The 22769-nt window shown below is 69.1% G+C and carries 20 protein-coding genes and 1 pseudogene; 7 read left to right on the forward strand and 14 right to left on the reverse strand.

Translation table 11 applies throughout. The features are described 5' to 3' along the window. Positions 1–452 (forward strand): annotated as a pseudogene (locus SH203_RS15435) (hypothetical protein); the annotation flags it as partial. On the opposite strand, the gene SH203_RS15030 reads toward SH203_RS15435, so the two are convergent. The 5 genes from SH203_RS15030 to SH203_RS15050 all read right to left on the reverse strand — a co-directional run bounded on the left by SH203_RS15030 (position 449) and on the right by SH203_RS15050 (position 5204). Further along, the gene (locus tag SH203_RS15030) at positions 449–775 is read right to left on the reverse strand and encodes a YnfA family protein (RefSeq protein WP_087121776.1); all 327 of its coding nucleotides are present in this window, start codon (positions 773–775) and stop codon (positions 449–451) included. The pseudogene SH203_RS15435 and the gene SH203_RS15030 sit on opposite strands and share 4 nt — an antisense overlap. Continuing rightward, the gene (locus tag SH203_RS15035) at positions 772–1080 is read right to left on the reverse strand and encodes a GIY-YIG nuclease family protein (protein WP_087121792.1); all 309 of its coding nucleotides are present in this window, start codon (positions 1078–1080) and stop codon (positions 772–774) included. The genes SH203_RS15030 and SH203_RS15035 overlap by 4 nt, the downstream gene beginning before the upstream one ends. Before the next feature lie 147 nt (positions 1081–1227). Beyond that, positions 1228–2004 (reverse strand): RNA methyltransferase, encoded by a 777-nt coding sequence (locus SH203_RS15040; protein WP_087121777.1) that lies wholly within the window; start codon positions 2002–2004, stop codon positions 1228–1230. Between the two features lie 172 nt (positions 2005–2176). Continuing rightward, positions 2177–3196 (reverse strand): S1/P1 Nuclease, encoded by a 1020-nt coding sequence (locus SH203_RS15045; RefSeq protein WP_087121778.1) that lies wholly within the window; start codon positions 3194–3196, stop codon positions 2177–2179. 148 nt (positions 3197–3344) lie between these two features. After that, positions 3345–5204 carry a monovalent cation:proton antiporter-2 (CPA2) family protein gene (locus SH203_RS15050; protein ID WP_087121779.1) on the reverse strand — a complete coding sequence of 620 codons (1860 nt, stop codon included), beginning with the start codon at positions 5202–5204 and terminating at the stop codon, positions 3345–3347. Positions 5205–5371: 167 nt separating this feature from the next. Between SH203_RS15050 and SH203_RS15055 the strand changes: the two genes are divergently transcribed. The 5 genes from SH203_RS15055 to SH203_RS15075 all read left to right on the forward strand — a co-directional run bounded on the left by SH203_RS15055 (position 5372) and on the right by SH203_RS15075 (position 11527). Next, on the forward strand, positions 5372–7222 hold the full coding sequence (locus tag SH203_RS15055) for a VWA domain-containing protein (protein ID WP_200808979.1): 1851 nt from the start codon (positions 5372–5374) through the stop codon (positions 7220–7222). Positions 7223–7297: 75 nt separating this feature from the next. Continuing rightward, a complete protein-coding gene (locus tag SH203_RS15060) occupies positions 7298–7705 on the forward strand; it encodes a CBS domain-containing protein (protein ID WP_087121780.1) in 408 nt (135 codons plus the stop codon). Between the two features lie 75 nt (positions 7706–7780). Beyond that, positions 7781–8350: a hypothetical protein gene (locus SH203_RS15065; protein ID WP_087121781.1), complete on the forward strand. Its 570-nt coding sequence runs from the start codon at positions 7781–7783 to the stop codon at positions 8348–8350. Positions 8351–8441: 91 nt separating this feature from the next. After that, a complete protein-coding gene (locus SH203_RS15070) occupies positions 8442–10826 on the forward strand; it encodes an ATP-binding protein (protein ID WP_087121782.1) in 2385 nt (794 codons plus the stop codon). A 215-nt stretch (positions 10827–11041) separates the two neighbouring features. Beyond that, positions 11042–11527 carry a hypothetical protein gene (locus tag SH203_RS15075; RefSeq protein ID WP_200808980.1) on the forward strand — a complete coding sequence of 162 codons (486 nt, stop codon included), beginning with the start codon at positions 11042–11044 and terminating at the stop codon, positions 11525–11527. Positions 11528–11531: 4 nt separating this feature from the next. Here SH203_RS15075 and SH203_RS15080 read toward each other — a convergent pair whose 3' ends face one another. Together SH203_RS15080 and SH203_RS15085 are read right to left on the reverse strand one after the other, a co-directional pair. Then, positions 11532–12716 (reverse strand): acetyl-CoA C-acyltransferase, encoded by a 1185-nt coding sequence (locus tag SH203_RS15080; RefSeq protein ID WP_087121783.1) that lies wholly within the window; start codon positions 12714–12716, stop codon positions 11532–11534. A gap of 46 nt (positions 12717–12762) precedes the next feature. After that, the gene (locus SH203_RS15085; RefSeq protein ID WP_087121784.1) at positions 12763–13728 is read right to left on the reverse strand and encodes a flavin reductase family protein; all 966 of its coding nucleotides are present in this window, start codon (positions 13726–13728) and stop codon (positions 12763–12765) included. Between the two features lie 148 nt (positions 13729–13876). Between SH203_RS15085 and SH203_RS15090 the strand changes: the two genes are divergently transcribed. Next, entirely contained in the window at positions 13877–14767 is an 891-nt protein-coding gene (locus tag SH203_RS15090; RefSeq protein WP_087121785.1) for a hypothetical protein, read from the forward strand. Positions 14768–14814: 47 nt separating this feature from the next. Here the strand turns inward: SH203_RS15090 and SH203_RS15095 are convergent, their stop codons facing one another. From SH203_RS15095 to SH203_RS15125, 7 genes are all read right to left on the reverse strand, one after another. Beyond that, positions 14815–15684 (reverse strand): aldose 1-epimerase, encoded by an 870-nt coding sequence (locus SH203_RS15095; RefSeq protein ID WP_087121786.1) that lies wholly within the window; start codon positions 15682–15684, stop codon positions 14815–14817. Continuing rightward, complete coding sequence (locus SH203_RS15100) at positions 15681–16535, reverse strand: SMP-30/gluconolactonase/LRE family protein (RefSeq protein WP_087121787.1); 855 nt, start codon at positions 16533–16535, stop codon at positions 15681–15683. Before SH203_RS15100 ends, SH203_RS15095 begins: the two co-directional genes overlap by 4 nt. A 2-nt stretch (positions 16536–16537) precedes the next feature. Next, a complete protein-coding gene (locus SH203_RS15105; RefSeq protein WP_087121788.1) occupies positions 16538–17980 on the reverse strand; it encodes an aldehyde dehydrogenase family protein in 1443 nt (480 codons plus the stop codon). Between the two features lie 79 nt (positions 17981–18059). Then, entirely contained in the window at positions 18060–19511 is a 1452-nt protein-coding gene (locus tag SH203_RS15110; protein WP_375600731.1) for a sugar porter family MFS transporter, read from the reverse strand. Positions 19512–19548: 37 nt separating this feature from the next. Further along, positions 19549–20307: an SDR family NAD(P)-dependent oxidoreductase gene (locus SH203_RS15115; protein ID WP_087121790.1), complete on the reverse strand. Its 759-nt coding sequence runs from the start codon at positions 20305–20307 to the stop codon at positions 19549–19551. Then, complete coding sequence (locus tag SH203_RS15120) at positions 20304–21452, reverse strand: fumarylacetoacetate hydrolase family protein (protein ID WP_087121791.1); 1149 nt, start codon at positions 21450–21452, stop codon at positions 20304–20306. Before SH203_RS15120 ends, SH203_RS15115 begins: the two co-directional genes overlap by 4 nt. A 63-nt stretch (positions 21453–21515) precedes the next feature. Next, the gene (locus tag SH203_RS15125; RefSeq protein WP_234989526.1) at positions 21516–22529 is read right to left on the reverse strand and encodes a LacI family DNA-binding transcriptional regulator; all 1014 of its coding nucleotides are present in this window, start codon (positions 22527–22529) and stop codon (positions 21516–21518) included. Between the last annotated feature and the right edge of the window lie 240 nt (positions 22530–22769).

Consider the following 22769-nt stretch of genomic DNA (forward strand, 5'->3'; position numbering starts at 1 on the left):
CCGAGATCGCCGGCGCCCTGACCGCCGGCGCCGGCCCGGGCGGAGGCGGCGGCCGGGGTTCCGGCGCGGGAGCGGGCGTCGGCGGGCCGGGCGGGACCGGAACGGGGCGCGGCGGCGGGTCGTGCGACATGGTGCGCTGGGTCCAGGACGCGGTGCGCGACGACGTCGCCGTGCGCCGCGCCGTCATCGACGCCGCCCAGTCGATGAACGCCTCGGGCCGCGCCATTCTGGTTTGGAACGGCGACTGGCTGCAAAGCCGAAACCAGTCCGGCAAGGGTCTGGCCGGGGTGCGCCAGGCCATCGCCCTGGAAGTCGCCTTCGCCCCCGCCGAGTGCAAGGCCCAGCGAATGACCGGGCTGGCGGTGCTGAAGCTGGAAGACCGCCCCGGCGGCGCGCAACTGGCGCTGGGCAAGGGCAGCTGGCGGTGGTCGGACCTGCTGGGGGCGGGTTAGGCGCCTCTCGGGCCGAACAGGATGATCCCCGCGCCGATCAGGCAGACCGCGCCGCCCAGCACGTCCCACCGATCCGGCGTGGTCTTTTCGACCAGCGCCATCCAGACCAGGGAGGCGCAGATATAGACCCCGCCATAGGCCGCGAAGGCGCGGCCCGCCGCATCGCTGGGAACCAGGGTCAAGAGCCAGGCGAAGGCGATCAGGCAGGCGACGCCGGGCGCCAGCCAAAGCGGCGACCGATCCAACTTCAGCCAGGCCCAGAAGGCGAAACAACCGCCGATCTCCGCCAGCGCGGCGAGGGGGTAGATCAGGATGGGTTTCATGGGCTGACGCCATACCAGTCGGCGGCCAGATCGAGCCATTGAGGATTTGCGGCTTCAATCCGCGCCAGCTTCCACGACCGCCGCCATTTCTTCAGCGCCTTCTCACGCACGATCGCCTCGATCATGTTCCCGTGCTGCTCGTACCAGACCATGGTCTTGCAACCGTGTTCCGAGGCAAAGCCCGGCGTGACGCCTGTGCGATGCTGCCAAACACGCTGCAACAGATCGCTGGTGACGCCGGTGTAGATCGTGCCGTTGCGAAAGTTCGCCATGATGTACACGGCGATGACGGCGTCCTCTCTCATAACCGAACTTGAGCACGCAAATCTGCGCTGCACAACGACCGTCATTCCGGGGCTTCGCGCAGCGAAGAACCCGGAAGCCAGGGCCGCACAAACCAGCGTGGGACCGTCCTGGGCTCCGGGTTCCGCTGCGCGGCCCCGGAGTGACGCCTATTCTTCCTTCGCCGCCCGTTCGGCCGCCAGCTTGGCCAGGACACGGCCGCGACCGCGCGACAGGGCGTGGATGGCGCCGCGCATGGTGGCGACCTCTTGCTCGGAGAAGGCGGCGCGGCCCAGCATGACGCGCAGGTTCTGGCTCATGGAGCGCTTCTTCTCGGGCGGATAGAAGAAGCCGCCGTTCTCCAGCTCATCCTCCAGATGTTCGTACATCCCGATCAGGAGGTCGTTCGAGGCGGGCGGCTCGGCCTCGCGGAAGCGCGGCGGCGGGGCGTCAAGAACCAGGGTGCGCCATTCATAGGCGTTGATCGCCACGGCCTGGGCCAGATTCAGCGAATGGTGTTTGGGGTCGATGGGGATGGTGACGATGCCGGCGCACAGGGCGATGTCGGTCGTCTCCAGCCCCGCGCGCTCGCCGCCGAACAGCAGGCCGGTCTTCAGGCCGGAAGCGGTGTCGTCATAGAGGACACGGCTGGCTTCGCGCGGGGTGCGGACAGGCTGGCGCGTCTCGCGCGGGCGGGCGGTGGTGGCGAAGACGGTGTTCAGGTCGGCGATGGCCTCGGCGACGGACGGGAACACCCGCACGCCCTCCAGCACCCAGTCGGCGCCGGACGCGGTGGCCCAGGCCCGCTCCTGGGGCCAGCCGTCGCGGGGGCTGACCAAGCGCAGGTCTGACAGGCCGAAATTGGCCATCACCCGCGCCACGGCGCCGATGTTCTCGGCCATCTGCGACTTGTCGAGGATGACGGCGGGGGGGATCAGGTCGGACATTCGATGCACATACTCTTTCCGCTCATCCCGGCGAAAGCCGGGACCCAGTGCTTTCACATCGACAACGCCGCCGTGGTGCGTCGGACGAAGGGTCGAGCGCCGATTTCAAATGTCGGCGCGCCCAAAGATCTGGGTCCCGGCTTTCGCCGGGATGAGTGGATTCAAACGAAGATCAGTCCTCGCCCACCATGGCGATCCAGGGATCGGCGGTTCCGGCCTCGACCTCGGCGACCTTGACGGCGGGCCAGCCGATGGAGGCGCTGGCCGAGGCGGTCCAGGCGGTGACGATGAAGTCGCGCAGTTCGCCCGCCCCCGCCGCCAGACGTTCGTTGACGAAGGCCGCGCCGCGCGGGTCGGCGTCCTTGAAGCCGCCGGCCTTTTCCAGACGGTAGAAGGGGATCACCGTGCCCAGCGTCGTCTTCAGATAGGCGACGGTGCGCGCCTTGGGGTCGAAGCCATCCAGGTTGGCGGCCGGCATGGCGGCCTCGACAGCGTCCAGACGCGCGACGCGGTTGGTGAACTCGCCCTCGAACAGGGCGTGGGTCTGACGCGAATTGGTGAAGCCTTCCGGGTTCGGGAAGTCGCCCCAGCCATTGTAGTGAATGCTGGTGTGATGCGGTTGCGAGCCGTCGCCGACATAGTGGCCCATCACCCCGATGTCGCGCAGGATCAGGGCCTCGCGGCGGAGGCGGTCGGCGCGATACCAGGCTTGGCGCTCCATGTTCGTCTCGCGTTTTTCGGCGGCGTTCAGCACGCGCCAATAGGCGAAGTCGCGGCCCAGCTGCTGCCAGCCGTCGATCATGGCGTAGGGCAGATAGCCGGCGTCGTTGACGTCCAGACCGGCCTTGGTCAGGGCGGCGTCATATTCGGATTTCAGGCGCGGCAGGTCGTCGATGCTCATGCCGCGCTGGTCGAAGACATGGCCTTGGTCGTCCAGATCGACGAAGTGGGCGGTGTCGCGCTCGCGGTCGTGCGGCTGGCCGGCGCCCTTCCAGCGGTCGGGCTCGCGCGCCAGTTCGCCGACGTCGGCGACGGCGCCGGGGGTGCGCAGGAAGGCGGGCAGGTCGTCCGGCAAGGCGCGCATGGCCGCCACGCCGATCAGACGGTGGCCGGTGTTGCCCCAGGCGGTGACGGTGACGGCCGGCGCGGCGACCGCGACGAGGGCCAGGGCGGCGATGGCGAGACGTTTCATGGGGCGACCTCGGAAGGTGAGACGGTGCGCTCTAAGAGCATGATCGGAGGTGAGTGAATAGTGTTCGTGAGCAAGGGGTGAGCGGCTGGCCTGACGCTGGTGCGAACGCTCACTCCTCGCTCACGAACACTATTCACGCGACATCTTTTCAGTCGCCCACCGGTTCGCGCTCGACCGGCGCGGGCGGCCCCGCCTCGTCGTCGTTCAGCAGGCGGCCTTCGCGGCGGGGTTTGATATAGGGGGCGGGTTGCGGCGTCGGGATATTGCCGCGCATCAGCGGGAGGCCGGCCTTCAGCCCCCCGGTCAGTTGCAGGTCCAGCCGGGCCTCGTCGCGGCGGCGCACGTCGCCGATGGTTTCGGCCGCCTCCTGCTCGTCCAGACCCAGTTCGACCAGGGCGCGCTCGCCGAACTTGAGGGCGGATTCGAAGGTCTCGCGGATCTGATAGTCGACCCCGGCGTGGATCAGCCGCATCGAATGGCCCCGGTCGAAGGCGCGGGCCATGATCCTGGTGGTCGGGAACTCGGACTTGACCAGTTCGACGATGCGGTCGGCGGCCTCGGGCTTGTCGACGCAGACCAGGACGATCTCGGCCTCTTCCGCGCCGGACGCCCTGAGCGTATGCAGCTGGGTGCCGTCGCCGTAATAGACCTTGAACCCGAACTGGGAGGCGGCCTGGATCATCTCGACGTCGTTCTCGATGATCGACACGTCCACGTCGCGGGCCAGCAGGGGCTGGGACACCACCTGGGCGAACCGGCCGAAGCCGATGATCAGCACTTGGCCGCGCAGGTCCTTGGCGAAGTCCACGCCGTCGGCGTCCTCGGCCGACAGGGTCGGCTTGGGCAGAAGGCGCGCGATCAGGATGGAGGTCAGGGGCGTCAGGGCCATCGACAGGATGACCACCGCCGACATCATCGCCCCGATCCGGGCGTCGAACAGGCCGGCGGCGACGGCGGCGCCGTAAAGGACGAAGGCGAACTCGCCCCCTTGCGCGAACAGGCCCGCGCGCTCGACCGCCTCGTGATGGGAGGCCTTGAACAGGCGGGCGACCATGTAAATGCCCACGCCCTTGACCAGCATGAAGGCGATGACGCCGCCGATCACCAGGCGCCAGTCGGCGATCACCACCGAAACGTCCAGCGACATGCCGACGCTGAGGAAGAATAGGCCCAGAAGGATGGCGCGGAACGGCTCAACGTCCGCCTCCAGCTGATGGCGGAAGGTCGATTCCGACAGCAGAACTCCGGCCAGGAAGGCGCCCATGGCCATGGACAGGCCGCCCAGAGACATGGCCCAGGCGGCGCCGACCACGACCAACAGGGCGGCGGCCGTCATCACCTCGCGCCCGCCATAGCGCGCCAGAAGGCGGAAGATCGGATTGACCGCATAGCGGCCCGCCAGCAGCACCCCGCCGACCGCCGCGACGGCAAAGCCGACGGTCTGCCACAGGGGCGGGGCGTGTTCGGCGGCGCGGCCGGTCAGGGAGGCCAGGACGGCGACGATGGCCAGAAGCGGCACGATGGCCAGGTCTTCCAACAGCAGGATGGACACCGCCCGCTGGCCCGGCCCGCCGGCGATCTCTCCCCGCTCCTCCAGCATCTGCATGATGACGGCGGTGGACGACAGGACGAAGCCCATGGCCCCGACGAAGGCGACCGAGGGCGAAAAGCCCGCCAGCATGGCCGTGCCCGTCAGGATCAGGCCGCAGAACAGAACCTGGGCCGCGCCCAGGCCGAAGATCTCCTTCCGCAGGCCCCACAGGCGCTTGGGCCGCATCTCCAGCCCGATGATGAACAGGAAGATGACCACGCCGAACTCGGCGACGTGCAGGATGGTCTGGGGCTCGCGAAACAGTTTCAGGCCGAAGGGGCCTATGGCCAGACCCGCCGCCAGATAGCCCAGCACGGACCCCAGGCCGATGCGCTTGAACACCGGCACCGCCAGCACCCCCGCCGCCAGCAGCGCCGCCGCCGCGCCCAGATCCAGTCCCGCAGTCGCCTCGGCCATCGCATCCCCCATCAAGCTTGGCCCCTATTGTGAGGGGCGTCGCGCCTTATTGCGAGAGGACGCAAAAGACACGGTCGAAGATCGTCGTGCGGCGGGCGCCGTCACCCGCCACAGTTTCGCCCCAGGACGACCCGCGACTGGCGGCAGGGAAACAACCGGAGGAAGCCATGTCACGCCTCATCAGGGTCGCGGCCCTGTCCGTACTGAGCCTGTCGTTCGCCACGCCGCCGGTCGCCTTGCCGACGGTCGCCCAGGCCAAGCCGATGGACGGCGAGCCGACGCAGGCGGCGTGCCTGCCGCTGGGGTTCAACATCGATCCGCCCCTGTTCCAGCCGGCCGCCGCCCCGCCCTTGCAGCGCAACCTGCCGCCGCCCGTGAACCTAACGCCGACGAAGAAGGAGGATCGCCTCGCCTACGCCGGGCCTCCGGCCCCGCCAGCCCCGCCGCCGCCTCCTCCGCCGCCGCCCCCGCCCCCGCCCCCGCCCCCGTCGATGACGGGCAATATCGCCGTCACGGGGTCTCGGGTTTCGCCCATCATGCCGGCGCCCGCGCGGCCGCTCGCGCCGGCCGACACCGAACGCTATCCCGATGCGACGCCCAATCCGGTGAAGCGGACCAGCGACCAGCCGGTCTCGACCTTCTCCATCGACGTGGACACGGCCTCCTATTCGAACGTGCGGCGCTTCATCGACGAGGGCCGGGCGCCGCCAAGGGACGCCGTGCGGGTCGAGGAGATGATCAACGCCTTCGACTACGACTACGCCCGGCCGACGTCGCAGAGCCGGCCGTTCGCCGTCACCACGGCGATCGTGGCCTCGCCCTGGGCGCCCCAAGGCCAAAGAGGGGGTCGTCAGGTCGTCCATATCGGCCTGCAAGGCTATGAGTTGCCCGCCGATCAGCGGCGTCCGCTGAACCTGACCTTCCTGGTCGATGTGTCCGGGTCGATGCGCAGCCCCGACAAGCTGGACCTGGCCAAGAAGGCGATGAACCTGGCCATCGACCGGCTGCGGCCCCAGGACACGCTGGCCGTCACCTATTACGCCGAGGGCGCGGGCACGACGCTGCAGCCGACCCCGGGCGATCAGAAGCTGAAGATGCGCTGCGCCGTGGCCAGCCTGCGCGCCTCGGGCGGCACGGCCGGGGCGACCGGCATGACCAACGCCTATGATCAGGCCCAGGCCAGCTTCGCCCGCGACAAGGTCAACCGCATCCTGATGTTCACCGACGGCGACTTCAACGTCGGCGTCACCGACGACAAGCGGCTGGAGGACTATGTCGCCGACAAGCGGGGCACGGGCATCTATCTGTCGGTCTATGGTTTCGGGCGCGGCAACTATCAGGACGCGCGGATGCAGACCATCGCCCAGGCGGGCAACGGCGTCGCGGCCTATGTCGGCGATCTGAGGGACGCGCGGCGGCTGTTCGGCCCCGCCTTCGACAAGGGCGCCTTCCCCATCGCCGACGACGTGAAGATCCAGGTCGAGTTCAATCCCGCCCGCGTCGCCGAATGGCGTCTGATCGGATACGAGACCCGGCTGCTGAACGAACAGGATTTCAACAACGATCAGGTGGATGCGGGCGAGGTCGGATCGGGCGCCAGCGTCACGGCCCTGTACGAGATCACCCCCGTCGGCGGCCCGACGCAAATCCCCGAGCGCCGCTATCCCGACAATCGGATCGGTGTCGGCGGCGGCGATCCGAACGGCGAGATCGGCTTCGTCCAGGTGCGCTACAAACAGCCGGGCCAGAGCCGGTCGGAGCTGATCCAGCAGCCCCTGACCAATCGCGCGTCCGGCCCCGTCGGCGCCCAGCCGCCCGAGGCCACGCGGTGGGCCCTGGCCGTCGCCGCCTTCGGCCAGAAGCTGAGGGGCGATCCGTGGATGGCCGGCGACTATGGCTGGGACCGGATCGTGGAACAGGCGCAAGGGGCCAGGGGCGACGATCCCTATGGCGACCGGGCCGAGTTCGTCCAGTTGGTGCGAGCGGCCGCGACCCTGCCGCCGCAGCGAACGCCATGACGGGAACGCCCTGACCGGAACCGCCACGCTCGCAGCGGGTTTTCAGCGCAACCTTCACCTCAAAGGACACCTGCCATGAAGATTCGCGACGTGATGACCAGGGACGTTCATTTGGCCCGCCCCGGCGACACCATTCAGGACGTCGCCAGCCGCATGGCCAGGGGCGGTTTCGGCTTCGTGCCCGTGGCGGACGGCGACCGGCTGATCGGCACGATCACCGATCGCGACATCGTCGTGCGCGCCCTGGCGACCGGCGCCGCCCCGTCGGCGACGGTGGTGGAGTTCATCACCCGCGACGCCCAGACCGTGTTGGACACCGACGACCTGAAGGTCGTGCTGGACCTGATGGGATCGAAACAGATTCGCCGCGCCCCGGTGGTGGACAAGAACGGCCGCGTCGTCGGCGTCGTCTCGCTGGGCGACCTGTCGACGCGGGTTAAGGAGAAATACGCCGGCGAGACGCTGGAAAGCATCTCGCGTTAAGGCCTGCGTAACCGCGCCCCGACACCGGGCGTCAACGATCGTCAGTCATCCTGGCCGACAGTCTCGGAGAATGGCATGGCGCGCGCGCAGTTCCAGAAGGGTCAGAAGGTCTGGGTCGACTGCGTCGGCGCCTGGGCCTTCGTCGAACAGGTCCAGCCCGTCTGGGCCAAAGGGTTCGACGAGCCCGTGCGCGTCACCTATGACGTCGGACTGGGGCGCGAGTTCACGGCCGGCGAACTGATGCTGGCCGCCGAAGATCCCGGCGCGGATCAGGGCGGCGAACATTGGCGCATCCTGCGCGCCCGCAACAAGTGGCAGCAGCCCGAGGACTGCCTGCACCACCCCCAGCCCGGCACCTATCCGGTGGTGGTGACGGACCGGGCCGACTGGGGCGGCTGGCGCGTGCCGGGCGCCGAATATGACCGCGATCCTGGGCAGATCGAACGTCAGGCGCGGCTGATCGCCTGCGCGCCGCAACTGATGCAGCTGGCGCAGGGGCTGGTGGAGCTGGTGTCGGAAAGCCCGGAGGATGCGCCGCCCGCCGTACTGGAGCTGGCGCGACAGGCGCGCGATCTGCTGCACGGCGTGAACCGGGTGCTGGAGGCGGCGCCCCAACGCCTGCCCGCCCCCGCCGTCCCGGCCTAAAATCCCGCGAAAAGACCCACCGGAAGGGTCGACACGAATCCGCGACGCAGCCTAGATTCCCGTCTCGGCTGGATTGGACGGGAGGGGCGGCTTGCGCGACGCGGAGCGGCGGGAACATGGGCGAGGGCGGCGCGCGACCGACCGCGCCCCTGGCGCGCCCGCCTGGCTGCGCATCGGCGTGCTGGTCGCGGCCCTGCTCTCGACCGGCTATGTGCTTCTGGCGTCTCGTGAAATCACCCGGCCGTCGCGCGATGCGGATCGGCTGACGGCCGAGAACCTGATGCTGAACGCGCGGCTGGGCGCCAGTCGCATCGAGGTTCTGACGCGCGTGGCCGACGCCGGCCTGGCTGCCGGAACCGCCGTCGCCGCCAGCGGCCGCCCCGCCGCCGAGGTGATCGAGGCCGCGCGCCGCGCCGCGCCGGACGTGGGCTTCACCCTGATCGGTTCGGGCGAGACGGCGCTGGCCGGCGCGGGCGACGGCGAGATGCCGGCCGGATCGGTCGCGACCCCCGCCGGTCGTCTGGAGGCGCGCATCGCGCCGCCGGCGGAGGCGATCAGGGGGCTGCGGGTCGTGTCGCCCGCCGGGGTGGTCCTGGCCTCCGCGCGCGCCGCCGAGGTCGGCCAGCCGATCCGCGCCCTGATCGGCGCCGACGTCGCCGCCCTGAATCAACTGACCACGCCCGCCGCCGTGTCCATCGCCGGAGAGGACCGGCTGGCGGCGACGGCGCGGGCCGGGGCGCAGGGCCCCTATGTCGTGGTGGTGGCGAACGATGCGGCGACGGGCTTCATGGACGACGCCTGGCTGATCGGGGCGCCGTTGCTGCTGGGGCTGGCGGTCGTGATCCTGTTCACCGTCCATGGCCTGCGTCGCAATCGCCAGCATCGCCAGCGGATCGCCACCGAAAAGCGGTTCCGCATCGCCGTGGAGGCCGCGCGCTGCGGCGTGTGGGAATGGGACCTGGCCAAAAACGAGGTGTCCCTGTCCGACTATATGGCCACCCTGCTGGGCTTCCCGCGCGGAGGGATGGCGTCGGCGGAAGAGGTGATCGCTCGCGTCCACCCGCGCTTTCACGAGGATTTCCGCCACGCCCTGCGTCAGGCGGCGGCCTATGGCGCGTTCGAGATCACCTTCCCCGTGCCGGGCGCGGACGGGCGCGCGCGCTGGATCGACGCGCGAGGCCAGGCGCGCGGCCCACGCGGCGAAGCGGGCTTTTCGGCCATATTGGGCGTGGCGCTGGACATCACTGAGGCCCGCCGCGCCCGGGCCGCCGCCCAGGCCGCCGAGAGCCGGCTGCGCGACGGGGTGGAGAGCATTTCCGACGCCTTCGTCCTGTTCGACCGTCAGGGGCGGCTGATCCTGTGGAACCAGGCGTTCGAGGACGCCTTCGGCTTCGACCACGGCGTGGTGCGGCGCGGCGCCCTGAAGGACGAACTGAACCGCATCGCTGGCCTGGCCATCAAGGCCGAACATCCGCCGGCGGGCGGCCGGGCGGGTCTGCGCGAGGTCGAGCTGCACGACGGGCGCTGGCTTCAGCTGTCCGAACGGTTCACCTCGGAAGGCGGCTCGGTCGTCACCGCCGCCGACATCACCGCCATCAAGCGCGAGGAGGCCGAGCGCCGCCGCGCCGCCGACGACCTTCGCGCCACGGTCGACCAGCTGGAGTCCAGCCAGGAGAAGCTGTCGCTGCTGGCCCGCAAATACGAGGTCGCCATGACCCGGGCCGAGGCCGCCAACCAGGCCAAGTCCGAGTTCCTGGCCAATATGAGCCACGAGCTGCGCACGCCGCTGAACGCCATCAACGGCTTTTCCGAAATCATGGCCAGCGAACTGTTCGGGCCGCTGAACGAGAAATACAAGGGTTACGCCGCCGACATCCTGAGGTCGGGCCAGCATCTGCTCAGCCTGATCAACGATGTGCTGGACATGGCCAAGATCGAGGCCGGCAAGATGACCCTGCACTATGAGCCGGTGTCGTTGCAGGAGGTGTGCGAGGACGCCGTGCGCCTGATGCGCGGCAAGGTTCAGGAGGCCGGGCTGAAGATCGCCGTCGAGGCCGGCGACCTGCCCGACATCGAGGCCGACCACCGGGGCGTCAAACAGGTGATGCTGAACCTGATCTCCAACGCCGTGAAGTTCACGCCCGAGGGCGGCGCCATCGTCGTGTCGCTGAAACCCTTCGTCGGAGCGGCGGGCGAGGACCGCGTCCGCGTCGCCTGCGCCGACACCGGCATAGGCATCGCGCCGCAGGACCTGATCCGCCTGGCCCGCCCGTTCGAACAGGTCGAGGGCCAGCACTCCAAGACCACTCAGGGCACCGGCCTGGGCCTGGCCTTGACCAAGTCCCTGATCGAGATGCACGGCGGCCAGTTGAGCATGGAAAGCCAGCCGGGCGTCGGCACGGTGGTCAGCTTCGACCTGCCGGTGAAGCGCCCCGACCAGACGGTCCAACCGATCCGGGCGGCGTTCGCGGCTTAAGGGCATGATTGTTTTCGCCCCGCCGCCTCCCACGACGTTGCCTGACGACACCCAATGCTGGTAGTCTTCTTCAGTCGAAAATAGAGCAGCAGGTCGGTAGCTCCTGCGCCCGCTAGCGGGTCTTCACAGCCACGGCGTCAACCCGATTCAGATCGGGAAGGCGCAGGCTATTCGCGGCGCCCTCTCAGCTGAATTTCAGAAGAGAGAATATCCATATGCCCCGTGCGATCACTGTGACGAAGGTCGTTCATGCTCTGGCCGGCACCATCGCTTTGCTGACGATCTTCGTATTTTGGATCTCAACAGCTGTCACTGAACTATTCGCCTCTTCCTCGACCATCGCAGAACTCAAGATGGTGATCCCGTGGGGGTTCCTTTGGTTGGTCCCTGCTTTGGCGATCACAGGCGGATCGGGCCTTCAAATGGCCAAAGGCCGCCGGTCACGCATCATCGCATCTAAGAAGAGACGAATGCCGATTGTCGCGGGCGTCAGGCTTCTGATTCTCATTCCGGCCGCCTTGTTTCTCAGCGTCAAAGCGCACAGCGGGGCGTTCGACGCCGCATTTTATGCGGTGCAGGCGATCGAACTTATCGCAGGCGCCTCAAACATCCTGCTTCTCGCAGCCAGCTTGAAAGATGGCCTGAAGATATCGGGTCGGTTTCAGCGTTTTGTAAAACAGGACGGTGCTTCGCCCGGATAGCTTCCTACACCAACTCCACGCCCATCGCGGTCGCTTCGCCGCCGCCGATGCACAGGGCGGCCATGCCCTTGGTCTTGCCGTGGGCTTTCAGGGCGGACAGAAGGGTGGTCAGGACGCGGGCGCCGGAGGCGCCGAGCGGGTGGCCGAGCGCGCAGGCGCCGCCGTTGACGTTCATGCGGTCGTGGGGGATGCCCAGTTCCTGCATGGCGATCATCGGCACGATGGCGAAGGCCTCGTTGACCTCCCACAGATCGACGTCGTCGGCGCTCCAGCCCGCCTTCTTCAGCGCCTTTTGCAAAGCAAAGACCGGGGCGGTGGTGAACAGGTGCGGTTCCTGGGCGTGGGCGGCCTGGCTGACCACGCGGGCGATCGGCGTCAGGCCCAGCGCCTCGGCCGTCGACTGGCGCATCATGACAAGGGCGGCGGCGCCGTCTGAGATCGAGGCGGCCGAGGCGGCGGTGATGGTGCCGTCGGCGCCGAAGGCGGGGCGCAGGCTGGGGATCTTGGACGGGTCGGACTTGGTCGGCTGTTCGTCGCGGTCTACCGTCACCGCCCCTTTGCGGGTCTTGACCTCGACCGGCGCGATCTCGGCGGCGAAATCGCCCGCGTCCTGGGCGCGTTTGGCCCGGCCGGCGCTTTCGATGGCGTAGGCGTCCTGCTGTTCGCGCGTGAACTGATAGGCCTTGGCCGTGTCCTCGGCGAACTGGCCCATCAGCTTGCCGGGGGTGTAGGCGTCCTCCAGCCCGTCCAGATACATGCTGTCGGAAATGACGTCGTGGCCGATGCGGGCACCGCCCCGGTGCTTCTGCATCAGATAGGGGGCGTTGGTCATGGACTCCATGCCGCCCGCCACGATCACGTCGGCGGAACCGGCGGCCAGGGCGTCGTGCGCCATCATCGCCGCCTGCATGCCCGAGCCGCACATCTTGTTGATGGTGGTCGCCTCGGCCGAGACGGGCAGACCCGCCCCCATGCCCGCCTGACGCGCCGGCGCCTGGCCCAGACCCGCCGGCAGGACGCAGCCCATGATGATCTGCTCGACCTTGGCCGCGTCCAGACCGGCCCGCTCCAGCGCCGCCTTCACCGCCACGGCGCCCAGGTCGGTGGATTTGGCGTCCGACAGCGCCCCCTGGAAGCCGCCCATCGGGGTGCGGGCGTAGGAGACAATGACGACGGGATCGGCGGACATGGTGCGGCTTCCTCTATTTCGAGCGACAGATAGCGGTCAGGTCGGGTCAGGAAAAGTGCAGTCGCCGATACTTGCCGCGGAAATAGAGCAGAGGGTCGCGGCGCGGCTCGAACCGGGCGCGGGTGACGCGGCCGATGAAGACCAGATGGTCGCCGGCCTCCACGATCTGGTCGGTGGCGCATTCGAAACTGGCCAGGGCGCCCGACAGGATGGGCGCGCCGGTGTCCCAGGTCTCCCACGCCACGTCCTGGAAACGGTCGCCCGCGCCGGCGAAGACGCCCGACATCGGCTGCTGGCCGATGTGCAGGACATTGATAGCGAAATGGGCCGCCTGACGGAACCGCTCCACATTGGCCGACGACCGGGACAGGCAGAACAGGATCAGCGGCGGGTCCAGCGACACCGAGGAGAAGGAGTTGGCGGTCAGGCCGACGGGCCGGCCCGCCTCGTCCAGCGTCGTCACCACCGTCACGCCGGTCGCGAAACAGCCCAGGGCGTCGCGCAAGGTGCGGGGGTCGGACCCGGCGTGATAATGCAGCGCCTCGCGCGGCGCGCAACGCTCAAGGAAACCCAGCACGAGGGCGTTCTCCGCCTCGGCCGGATCGGCCCCGTCCTGACGGGTCACGATCTGGACCGGCAGGTCCAGCGCCGCCGGATCGAAGGGCGGCTGGACGGCCGCCTCGGCGGTCGAGATCACCAGACAGCTGGCCAGGGCCGCGCCCGTGACCTGAAGCGCCGGGATCACGGCGGGCAAGCTGGCCTGGGCGCAGATCAGGGCGGGCCGGGACGGCAGGTCGGTCAGAAGGCGCCGCAACTCGCCGGACGCATCGTCGGACGTGTCGAAGGCGGCGGCGATCAAGACATGGCGGCCGGCCTCGACCAGCGCCCGAACCGCGCGCCGCCAGTCGCCGAACAGGGCCTGGGGCCGACCGAGCAGCAGCACGATCGGATCTTCGGGATCGCCCCAGCTTTCGACGTCCTGGCCCCCGATGCGGGGCGGCGATTGGGTCATGGCGTCAGACGGGTCCGGTCAGGCGATTTCGACCTGTCATAGGGGAAAGGGGCCGGTCGAAGCTAGCCGGATGGGGCGTGCGGCGGCAACCAAGCGCGGCGATCGTCGTTCTTTCGGCTCGAAACCCGAACCACGAAGGCTTCTGACCATGACCACGCCCCGCACCGCCCCGACCCGCCTGATGCTGGCGGGCGCCACCGCCCTCGCCCTGACGATGACCGCCGGCGTCGCCTCGGCCCAGACCCCGACCAATCAGGATCGGCTGGGCGCAGTGGTGGGCGCCCTGTTCGGCGACCGGCTGGGCCTGTCGGCCATGGATCAGGCCTGGCTGCGCGGCGGTCGCCCCCTGCGCGACGGCCAGACCCAGTTCACCGGCCGCGTCGATGCCGGGGTGCGCGCCGGGTCGGTGTCCGCCTCGGCCGCGACGCGGTTGAGGGCCGACTACACCGCCCTGGTCGATCTGGAGAACCGCTACGCCGCCGACGGTATTTCGGCTCAGGAGCGCGCCGATCTGAACGCGCGCTATAACGCCCTGACCCAGACGCTGGAATCCGGCGCGACCGGCTATGGCGAGACCAATACGGTGGCGGAAGGCCGCGCCGCCTTCGACGCGCGCGTGGACGCCGCCGTGTCCGCGCGCCGCATCACCCGCACCGAGGCCACGCGCCTGAAGTCCGACTATCAGGCGCTGATCCAGGTCGAGAACCGCTACAAGGCCGACGGCTCGATCAATGCGACAGAGCGGGCCGATCTGGATGCGCGTCTGGATGCGCTGGACCTGCGTGTCAGCGACGGCCCGGCGGGCCAGACCCCGACGACCGCCCTGCCCGCCCGCACCCGTCTGGCCAATCTGGAGACCAGCGTGACGACGGCGGAACGCGCCGGCGCGGTGACCCGCGCGGACGCGGCCGACATCCGCGTGGAACTGGGCGACCTGACGCGGCTGGAGGCCGCATACAGCCGTGCCAATCCCTCGTCGGACGATTCGGCCTATCTGACGCGCCGCATCGGCGAACTGGAAAACCGCGTTCGCCGCTAGGTCGACATCGCCGCTCCGGGCTCAACGACAGCCCGGAGCGGCGGAGACTATTCGTCCAACGCCGTGGCGCGCACCTGCAGAGTCAGGGATTGGGTTTCCCCCGGCGCCAGGGTGACGAGGCCGTGGTCCTCGTCGGACGGCGCATTGTGGGCGTCGGGACGGTGGGTGACGGGTTCGACGCAGACGAAGTCGGCGCCGGTCGGGGCATAGACCTGGACCCACCGCGCCCCGGCGTCCGATGTCACGACGACCTTCTGACCGCCGCCGGTCAAAAGGGCGGTTCCGGCCCATCCGGCGTAAGCGTGATCCACAAACGGGGCCGTGTTCACGGCGACACCCTGCGACCAGTCGGTCACAGCGTCGGGCGCGGCCAGATGCGCGGGAATGCAGCGGTCATCCGTCGCCCACACCCCTGTCGCATCCAGCGTCAGCACGGCGTCCTGCGGGCGGTGGAAATAGGGGTGAAGACCCAGGCCGCTTGGCATCGGCGCGTCCCCGGCGTTCGTCACGGACAGGGCGATCCGCAAGCCGTCGGCCGACAGCGACACCGACTGGGTCGCACGCCACGGCCAGGGCCAGCCCTCGGCGTCGCCCGGCCAGTCCAGCGTCATCTCGACCGCCTTCGACGACTGCTGCGTCACCGTCCACGGCAGAAGCCAGCCGTCGCCATGCAGGGCGTGCGGGGCGAACCTGTCCAGCGTCTTCAACCGCACCGACCGCCCGCTGAAGACGAACCGCCCATCGGCGATCCGGTTGGCGTAGGGGACCAGCGGAAAACAGGCGGTCTCCAGAATGTCGCCGGCGCCCTCGGGCGTCCGGCGAAACACCGGCGTCCCGCGCCAATCCAGGCTCAGCACCGCGCCGCCCAGCCCAGGCTCGACGGCGGCGCGCCAGTCGCCGGCCTCCAGAGCGATCACAGCCTGATCCGATTCGGCGCCAGACCCGGCGCCTCGACACGAACGCGATACAGCCCGCCCAGCGTCGGCTGCTCGGCCCGCTTGTCCGCGTTCCCCAGCCAGGCGGTCGTCATATAGAGGTCGCGCAGGTCCGGCCCGCCGAAGGCGGCCTTGGTCACGGTCTGGACCGGCGTTTCGATCCTGCTCATCGGCGTTCCGTCGGGCGCGAAACGGGCCACGCCCCAGCCGTTGAACAGACCGACGTGAAGCACCCCGTCGGCATCCATGCTGGGACCGTCGGCATAGCCGTCCTCGGTCACGGCGAAGACCCGGCGGTTGGAGATCACGCCGTCCGCGTGGTCGAAGGCCAGCACCGTCTTCTTCAGCGTGTCGTGGTGATACAGGGTGCGCCCGTCGGGGCTGAGGCAGGGGCCGTTGGTGACGCCGTAGCCGTCGTCGTGACGGGTCAGTTCGCCCCGGAACCAGCGATAGAGGGCGCCGGTCTGGAGCTGTTCGCTGTCGTCCATCGAACCGAACCACAGCGACCCGTCCGGCGCGACGAAGCCGTCGTTGAGCCGGTTCTGCGGCCGGTCTTCCTCCACCGGATGAAAGCGCGAGAAATCGCCCTCGTCGGGATGGAAGCGATACAGCCCGCCCCGCACACCGCAGACCAGCGACCCGTCCTCGGCCGGCAGGGCGAACCCGATCTGGTCGGGCGCGTCCCAGGACCGCTTTTCATCGGTCGCCGGGGTGTAGCGATGCAGTTTGCGACCCTTGATGTCGACGAACCACAGGGCCTGACGCGCCGCGTCCCACACCGGCCCTTCGCCCAGTTCCGCCTGAATGTCCCAGATGAGTTCAGGCGTGTTCATGGTCAGCTCGCGGAATAGGAGGTCTTGATCTGGGTATAGAATTCCACGGCCGCGAATCCCTGCTCCCGCGCGCCGTAGGACGACCTCTTAGAACCCCCGAACGGCACATGATAGTCCACGCCGGCGGTGGCCAGATTGACCATGGTCATGCCCGCGCGGGCGTTGCGCTGGAAGTCGCGCGCGTATTTCAGCGACTGGGTGACGATGCCCGCCGACAGGCCGAACTCGACGCCGTTGGCGACGGCGAGCGCCTCCTCGTAGCTGGCGACGCGGATGGTCGAGGCGACGGGGCCGAAGACTTCCTCGTTGTTGATGCGGGCGTCGGCGGCGGTGTCGGCGATCAGCGTCGGCTGCACATACCAACCGGGCGCGTCGAGGCTCAGGCGGTCGCCGCCGGTGACGATGCGGCCGCCGGCGTCGCGGGCGATGTCGATATATTTGTAGGAGACCTCGCGCTGGGCCTCCGTCACCGCCGGGCCCATCTGGGTGTTGGCGTCCAGCGCATGGCCGACGCGGAGCGCCGCGACCTTCTCCCCCAGGGCGGCGACGAAGCGGTCGTGTATGCCGTCCTGAACGATCAGGCGGCTGGAGGCGGTGCAGCGCTGGCCGGTGGCGAAGAAACTGCCGTCCAGGGCGACGTTCACCGCCCGGTCGAGATCGGCGTCGTCTAAAACGATCAGCGGGTTCTTGCCGCCCATCTCCAGTTGGACCCGCGCCTGGCGCTTCGCCGCGCCCTCGGCCACGCCGGCGCCCACGGCCTGCGAGCCGGTGAACGAAACGCCGTCGACGCCCGGATGGGCGACGATGGCCCGACCCACGTCGCCGTCGCCGATGACCATATTGACCACGCCCTTGGGCAGGCCCGCCTCGTGCAGTACGGCGATCAGGGCCTCGGCCGTCGCGGGGGTCGGGCCGGCGGGCTTGATGACGACCGTATTGCCGAAGGCGATGGCGGGCGCGATCTTCCAGGCCGGGATGGCGATGGGGAAGTTCCAGGGGGTGATCAGGCCGAAGACGCCCACCGCCTGACGATAGGTCTGGATCTCCACGCCCGGCCGGGTCGAGGCTAAGTTCTGGCCGTGAACGCGCAGGGCCTCGCCGGCGAAATACTTCAGGATGCGGGCGGCGCGCATCGTCTCGCCGATGCCCTCGGGCAGGGTCTTGCCCTCTTCGCGCGATAGCAGGCGACCGATCTCGGCGGCGCGCGCCATGATCAGCGACCCGGCCTTGTCCAGCACGTCGAAGCGGACTTCCGGCGAGGCGTCGGACCAGGCGGGGAAGGCGGCGCGGGCGGCGGCCACGGCCTGATCGACCTCGGCGGCGCCGCCCCTGGGCGTGCGCGCCACGACCTCGCGCGTGTCCGACGGGTTCAGGCTTTCGCCCGAGAGAGCGCCGGACACCTTCTCGCCGCCGATCCAGTGGGAAAGTTCGAGAGTGTCAGTCATGGCGTGTCCTTTTCGAAGTCTGACGAGCGGCGGGGGAGCGCCGCCCGTCTCGGGGGAGATAGGGTTTTGGGCCGGCGGATCAGCCGGTCATGTCTTCCAGTTCGCGGCCGCGCGTTTCCTTCACCCAGGCCTGGACTAGGAAGAAGGAGATCAGGGCGCTGACGGCGTAGAAGCCGTAGGTGACGATCAGGCCCAGGGTCGCGGCCATCCACGGGAAGCTGACCGAGATGGCGAAGTTGGCGATCCACTGGGCGAAACCGGCGACGGCCAGGGCCGAGCCCCGCATCTGGTTGGGGAACATCTCGCCCAGCATGACCCACATGACCGGACCCCAGCTGAAGTTGAAGAAGACCACATAGGCGTTGGCGGCGATCAGGGCGATCAGGCCGGTATTGTCGTCCAGATGCAGCGAGCCGTCGATCAGGGCGGCCTTGGAGAAGCACCAGGCGACGGTCGCCAAGGTCACGAACATCCCGGCCGAGCCGATCAGCAGCAGGGGTTTGCGCCCGATCCTGTCGATGACCGAAATGGCCGCCAGACAGGCCGCGATCGACAGCACGCCGGACAGAATGTTGATCTGCAGCGCGTCGTTCTCGGAGAAGCCGACCGACTGCCACAGCACCGCGCCGTAGTAGAAGACGATGTTGATGCCGACCAGTTGCTGGAACACGGCCAGGATCAGCCCGGCCCAGACGATGGGGCGCACCTTCTTGGTCGCCGGGTCCAGCAGGTCGGCGAACTTGGGCTTGTGATCCGCCGCCAGGGAGGCGCGGATTTCCTGAACCTTGCGCGCGCCGGTTCCTGCGCCGAACAGTTTGGACAGCACGGCCTCGGCCTGGGCGTCCTTCTTCTTGACCACCAGGAAGCGCGGGCTTTCGGGGATGACCAGCAGGGCGACCAGATAGACGGCCGCCGGGATCACCTGCAGCCAGAACATCCAGCGCCAGGCCGGAAAGCCCAGCCAGAATTCGGCGGTCGATCCGCCGGCCGTGCGGGCCAGCGCATAGTTGGCCACGAAGGCGCCCGTCAGGCCCGTGATGATCATGATCTGCTGCACCGAGGACAGCCGGCCGCGAATCGAGGCCGGGGTCACTTCGGAAATATAGGCGGGCGACAGGACCGAGGCCGCGCCGACGCCCAGACCGCCAATGAAGCGGGCGATGATGAAGTGGGCCGAGGTGTCGGCCGCGCCGGCCCAGAAGGCCGAGACGATGAACAGGCCGGCGGCGATCTGCATCACCGTGCGACGGCCGATGGCGTCCGCCAGCCGTCCTGCGATGAAGGCGCCGACCGCGCAGCCCAGCAGAATGGCGCCGACGTTGAAGCCCGTGCCCAGGGCCGACAGGTTGAAAGCCGCCTCCAACCCGTCCTGGGTGCCGTTGATGACCCCGGAATCATAGCCGAACATGAAGCCGCCGATGGTGGCCACCGCCACGATCAGGGCGATGAAGGCCATATTGACCCGATCGCCGCCCGCAATATCGGGGCCTGAGCCCCCCGTTGGTCCCGCCATCTTGATCGTTCCTCCCATAAGGCCCGTCTGACGCGGGCGTAAAAGTCGAACCGCCCTAACGCCAGCCGGCGTCCACGAAATAGGAATGCCCCGTGATCAGCCGCGCGTCGTCGGACGCCAGGAACAGGGCCAGGGCCGCCACATCGGCCGGCTGTAGCCGGTCCTTCAGGCATTGCGCCGCGACGATCTCGGCCTCGCCCTCGGGCGTGTACCACTGCATCTGACGCGGCGTCTGGACATTGCCGGGAACGATACAGACGACGCGCACGCCGTCGCCGCCCAGTTCACGCGCCAGGGCGCGGGTCATGCCTTCGATGCCGGCCTTGGCCGTTTCGTAGAGCGACAGGTCGGGCAACCCCAGGTGCCAGCTGATCGACCCCAGATTGACGATCACCCCCCTGCCCCGCGCGCGCATTCCGGCGGCGACCGCCTGGGCCGCGAAATAGAGGTGGCGCAGGTTCACATTGATCCGGTCGTCCCAATAGTCGGGCGTGACCTGGGCCAGCGTGTGCCGGTCGTCGTTTGCGGCGTTGTTGATCAGCACATCGACCGGCCCGTGGTCGGCGACCAATTGCGAGAGACAGGACTGGAGTCCGGCGACATCCATCAGGTCGCAGGGATGGAAGACGGGCGCGGGCGACAGATGGGCCAGCGCCGCCTCCAGCTCGCGGGATTCCGTTTCGGCGATGTCCAGAAACACGACGCGGGCGCCCTGGCGCGCAAAGGCCTCGGTGAAGCCGGCGCCGATGCCCGAGCCGCCGCCCGTGACGACCACCAGCCGGTTCTTCAGCGAAGGATAGGTCGCGCCGCTCATGTCGCGGCTCCCAGCAGGCCGCGACCGGCCAGATTGCGCATCAGCTCCAGAACACCGAACCGCCAGGGCGGCGCCTGATCGCAGGTCGCCACCCTGTTCTCCAGCACGCCCAGCCGCTCCGACGAGACGCGAACGCGGTCGCCGATCCGGTGGGTGAAGCCCTTGCCCGGCGCATCGCGGTCGTCGATGGGCGCGAACATGGTGCCGAGATAGAGGGCGAAACCGTCGGGATACTGGTGCGCGCTCAGCGTCTGGCGCACCAGCTCCTCGGGATCGCGGCTGATCAGGGACATGGAGCTTTCGCCGGTCATGACGAAGCCGTCGTCCCCCTCGACTTCCAGCCGGACGGTCGCCGAGCGCACGTCGTCCATGCCGAAGCCGTCGTCGAACAGGCGGATGAAGGGGCCGACCGAGGCCGAGGCGTTGTTGTCCTTGGCCTTGCCCAGCAGCAGGGCCGAGCGTCCCTCGATGTCACGCAGATTGACGTCGTTGCCCAGGGCGGCGCCGACCGGGCGACCGGCGGGGTCGCAGACGATCACCACCTCCGGCTCGGGATTGTTCCAGGCCGAGTCCGCCCGAACGCCCACTTCGGCGCCCCAGCCGACCGAGGCCAGGACCGGCGCCTTGGTGAAGATTTCGGCATAGGGGCCGATGGCGACCTCCAGATACTGGGACCACAGGCCCTCGGCGATCAGTTGGGCCTTGACGGCCTCGGCCGCGTCCGAACCGGGACGCAGGTCCGTCAGTTCGCCGCCGATCCGGTCCAGAATGGAGCGCCGCACGGCGTTGGCGGCGTCGGCGTCGCCGCGCGCCCGTTCCTCGATCACCCGCTCCAGCGCCGAGACGGCGAAGGTGACGCCCGACGCCTTGACGCACTGCAGATCCAGCGGCGACAGAAGGGTCAGATCGCCCGCGTCCGGCGCCCAGGCCGACGCTGCGGTCAAGGCGTCCAGCGGCCCCAGATCGACGCCGGCGTGGTCCAGATCGTCCATCGCAGCGGCCTGGGCCGTCGTCGCGACGTGACGGGAAAGATCGTAAAGCCGCCCGCCGCGCGCCAGCACGGGCGAGGGGCCGTCCGCCGTCATCACGCGGCCGAGCAGGCGCGCCTCGCGCCAGTCCGACGGCAGGCATTCAGTCAGATACACAAGCGATTCCTCCCCACGCTCTACGACGTGGTAGCGCTAACATCATCGACAAGACGACGGATGTCAATCGCGCGGCGCAGCTGTGCTTTCGCGAACGATGAAGCCGTGGGCGACAGGCTCGTCCGGCGCCTCGCCGCGCCCGAGGATGACGGCCGCCGTGCGGGCCATTTCGGCGACCGGCTGGCGGATGGTGGTCAGGGTCGGCCAGACGCTGGCGGCGAGGTAGGTGTCGTCGAAACCCGCCACCGAAATGTCGCCGGGCGTGGACAGACCCGACGCATGAACGGCCGCCAGCACGCCGGCGGCCATGTCGTCGTTGCTGGCGAAAACGGCCGTCGGACGCTGCGGCAGGTCCATCAGCCGCCGCCCCGCCTCGAAGCCCGAGCGATAGGTGAAGTCCCCCGGCTGGACCAGCAGGCTCGCGCCCTCGACCGCATCGACGGCGTCCTGGGCGCCCTGGCGGCGATCCGCGCTGGCGCTCTGGTCCAGCCGCCCCTCGACGAAGCCGATCCGGCGATGGCCGAGATCCAGCAGGTGCCGCGTCATCTCCTCGGCCGCCGCACGGTCGTCCACGCGCAGGGAAATCAGATCGTCGCGGTGGACCGGCGCGGCCAGAACCACAGCCTTCATGCCGCTGCGGGCGATGGCGTCCAGGGTGGCGTCGGATTCACCCAGGGGGGGCGGCACGATGACGCCATGCGCTCCGCCGGCCGCGAGACGGCGCACCGCCTCGCGCTCCTCGTCCGGCGCGCCCGCCCGCGAGGGTTCGATCAGCAGCAGCAGCCCGACCGAGCGCGCCCCGTCCAGGGCGCCCGACAACACCTCGGCCAGATAGGCGTTGGAGGGGTTGGCGTAGAGCAGGCCGATACGCCCCCCGCCGGCCCGCGCCAGGATGCGCGCGGCGGGATCGGGCACATAGCCGGTCTGGCGGATGACGGCCTCGACCTTTTCGCGCGTGGCGTCGCGGACCCGTGCGTCGCCGTTGACGACGCGCGAGACGGTCATCGGCGACACCCCGGCCAGGCGCGCGATGTCGCCCATGGTGTGGTTGCGGTTCCGATTCGTCTGGGCGGTCACAAGCATCACAGCAGCACGGCCGGGCGGGCGCGTCCAGCATCGGACGCCTCGCCCCCTAATCGCAATCCCATATCTCGACGACCGACCGGGAGCGCCGATCTCACTTCACGGCCGGACAGATAGCGTCGCCTTCGTTTGAAGCGAGTCGGATATTTTCGACGGTGGCGGCGAAGGGTCCGGCGGCGCGCAGGCCCCAGGGCTGGTCGACGGCGGCGAGGTCGGCGCCGCGGTCGCGCAGGC

This window comes from Brevundimonas sp. SH203 (assembly GCF_002157625.1).
In the GTDB taxonomy this organism is placed as follows: domain Bacteria; phylum Pseudomonadota; class Alphaproteobacteria; order Caulobacterales; family Caulobacteraceae; genus Brevundimonas.

Bases quoted from the DNA above. Each gene is read 5' to 3' on its own strand.
- SH203_RS15030 (WP_087121776.1), bottom strand. From the start codon at position 775: ATGAAACCCATCCTGATCTACCCCCTCGCCGCGCTGGCGGAGATCGGC.
- SH203_RS15035 (WP_087121792.1), bottom strand. From the start codon at position 1,080: ATGAGAGAGGACGCCGTCATCGCCGTGTACATCATGGCGAACTTTCGC.
- SH203_RS15040 (WP_087121777.1), bottom strand. From the start codon at position 2,004: ATGTCCGACCTGATCCCCCCCGCCGTCATCCTCGACAAGTCGCAGATG.
- SH203_RS15045 (WP_087121778.1), bottom strand. From the start codon at position 3,196: ATGAAACGTCTCGCCATCGCCGCCCTGGCCCTCGTCGCGGTCGCCGCG.
- SH203_RS15050 (WP_087121779.1), bottom strand. From the start codon at position 5,204: ATGGCCGAGGCGACTGCGGGACTGGATCTGGGCGCGGCGGCGGCGCTG.
- SH203_RS15055 (WP_200808979.1), top strand. From the start codon at position 5,372: ATGTCACGCCTCATCAGGGTCGCGGCCCTGTCCGTACTGAGCCTGTCG.
- SH203_RS15060 (WP_087121780.1), top strand. From the start codon at position 7,298: ATGAAGATTCGCGACGTGATGACCAGGGACGTTCATTTGGCCCGCCCC.
- SH203_RS15065 (WP_087121781.1), top strand. From the start codon at position 7,781: ATGGCGCGCGCGCAGTTCCAGAAGGGTCAGAAGGTCTGGGTCGACTGC.
- SH203_RS15075 (WP_200808980.1), top strand. From the start codon at position 11,042: ATGCCCCGTGCGATCACTGTGACGAAGGTCGTTCATGCTCTGGCCGGC.
- SH203_RS15080 (WP_087121783.1), bottom strand. From the start codon at position 12,716: ATGTCCGCCGATCCCGTCGTCATTGTCTCCTACGCCCGCACCCCGATG.
- SH203_RS15085 (WP_087121784.1), bottom strand. From the start codon at position 13,728: ATGACCCAATCGCCGCCCCGCATCGGGGGCCAGGACGTCGAAAGCTGG.
- SH203_RS15090 (WP_087121785.1), top strand. From the start codon at position 13,877: ATGACCACGCCCCGCACCGCCCCGACCCGCCTGATGCTGGCGGGCGCC.
- SH203_RS15100 (WP_087121787.1), bottom strand. From the start codon at position 16,535: ATGAACACGCCTGAACTCATCTGGGACATTCAGGCGGAACTGGGCGAA.
- SH203_RS15105 (WP_087121788.1), bottom strand. From the start codon at position 17,980: ATGACTGACACTCTCGAACTTTCCCACTGGATCGGCGGCGAGAAGGTG.
- SH203_RS15110 (WP_375600731.1), bottom strand. From the start codon at position 19,511: ATGGGAGGAACGATCAAGATGGCGGGACCAACGGGGGGCTCAGGCCCC.
- SH203_RS15115 (WP_087121790.1), bottom strand. From the start codon at position 20,307: ATGAGCGGCGCGACCTATCCTTCGCTGAAGAACCGGCTGGTGGTCGTC.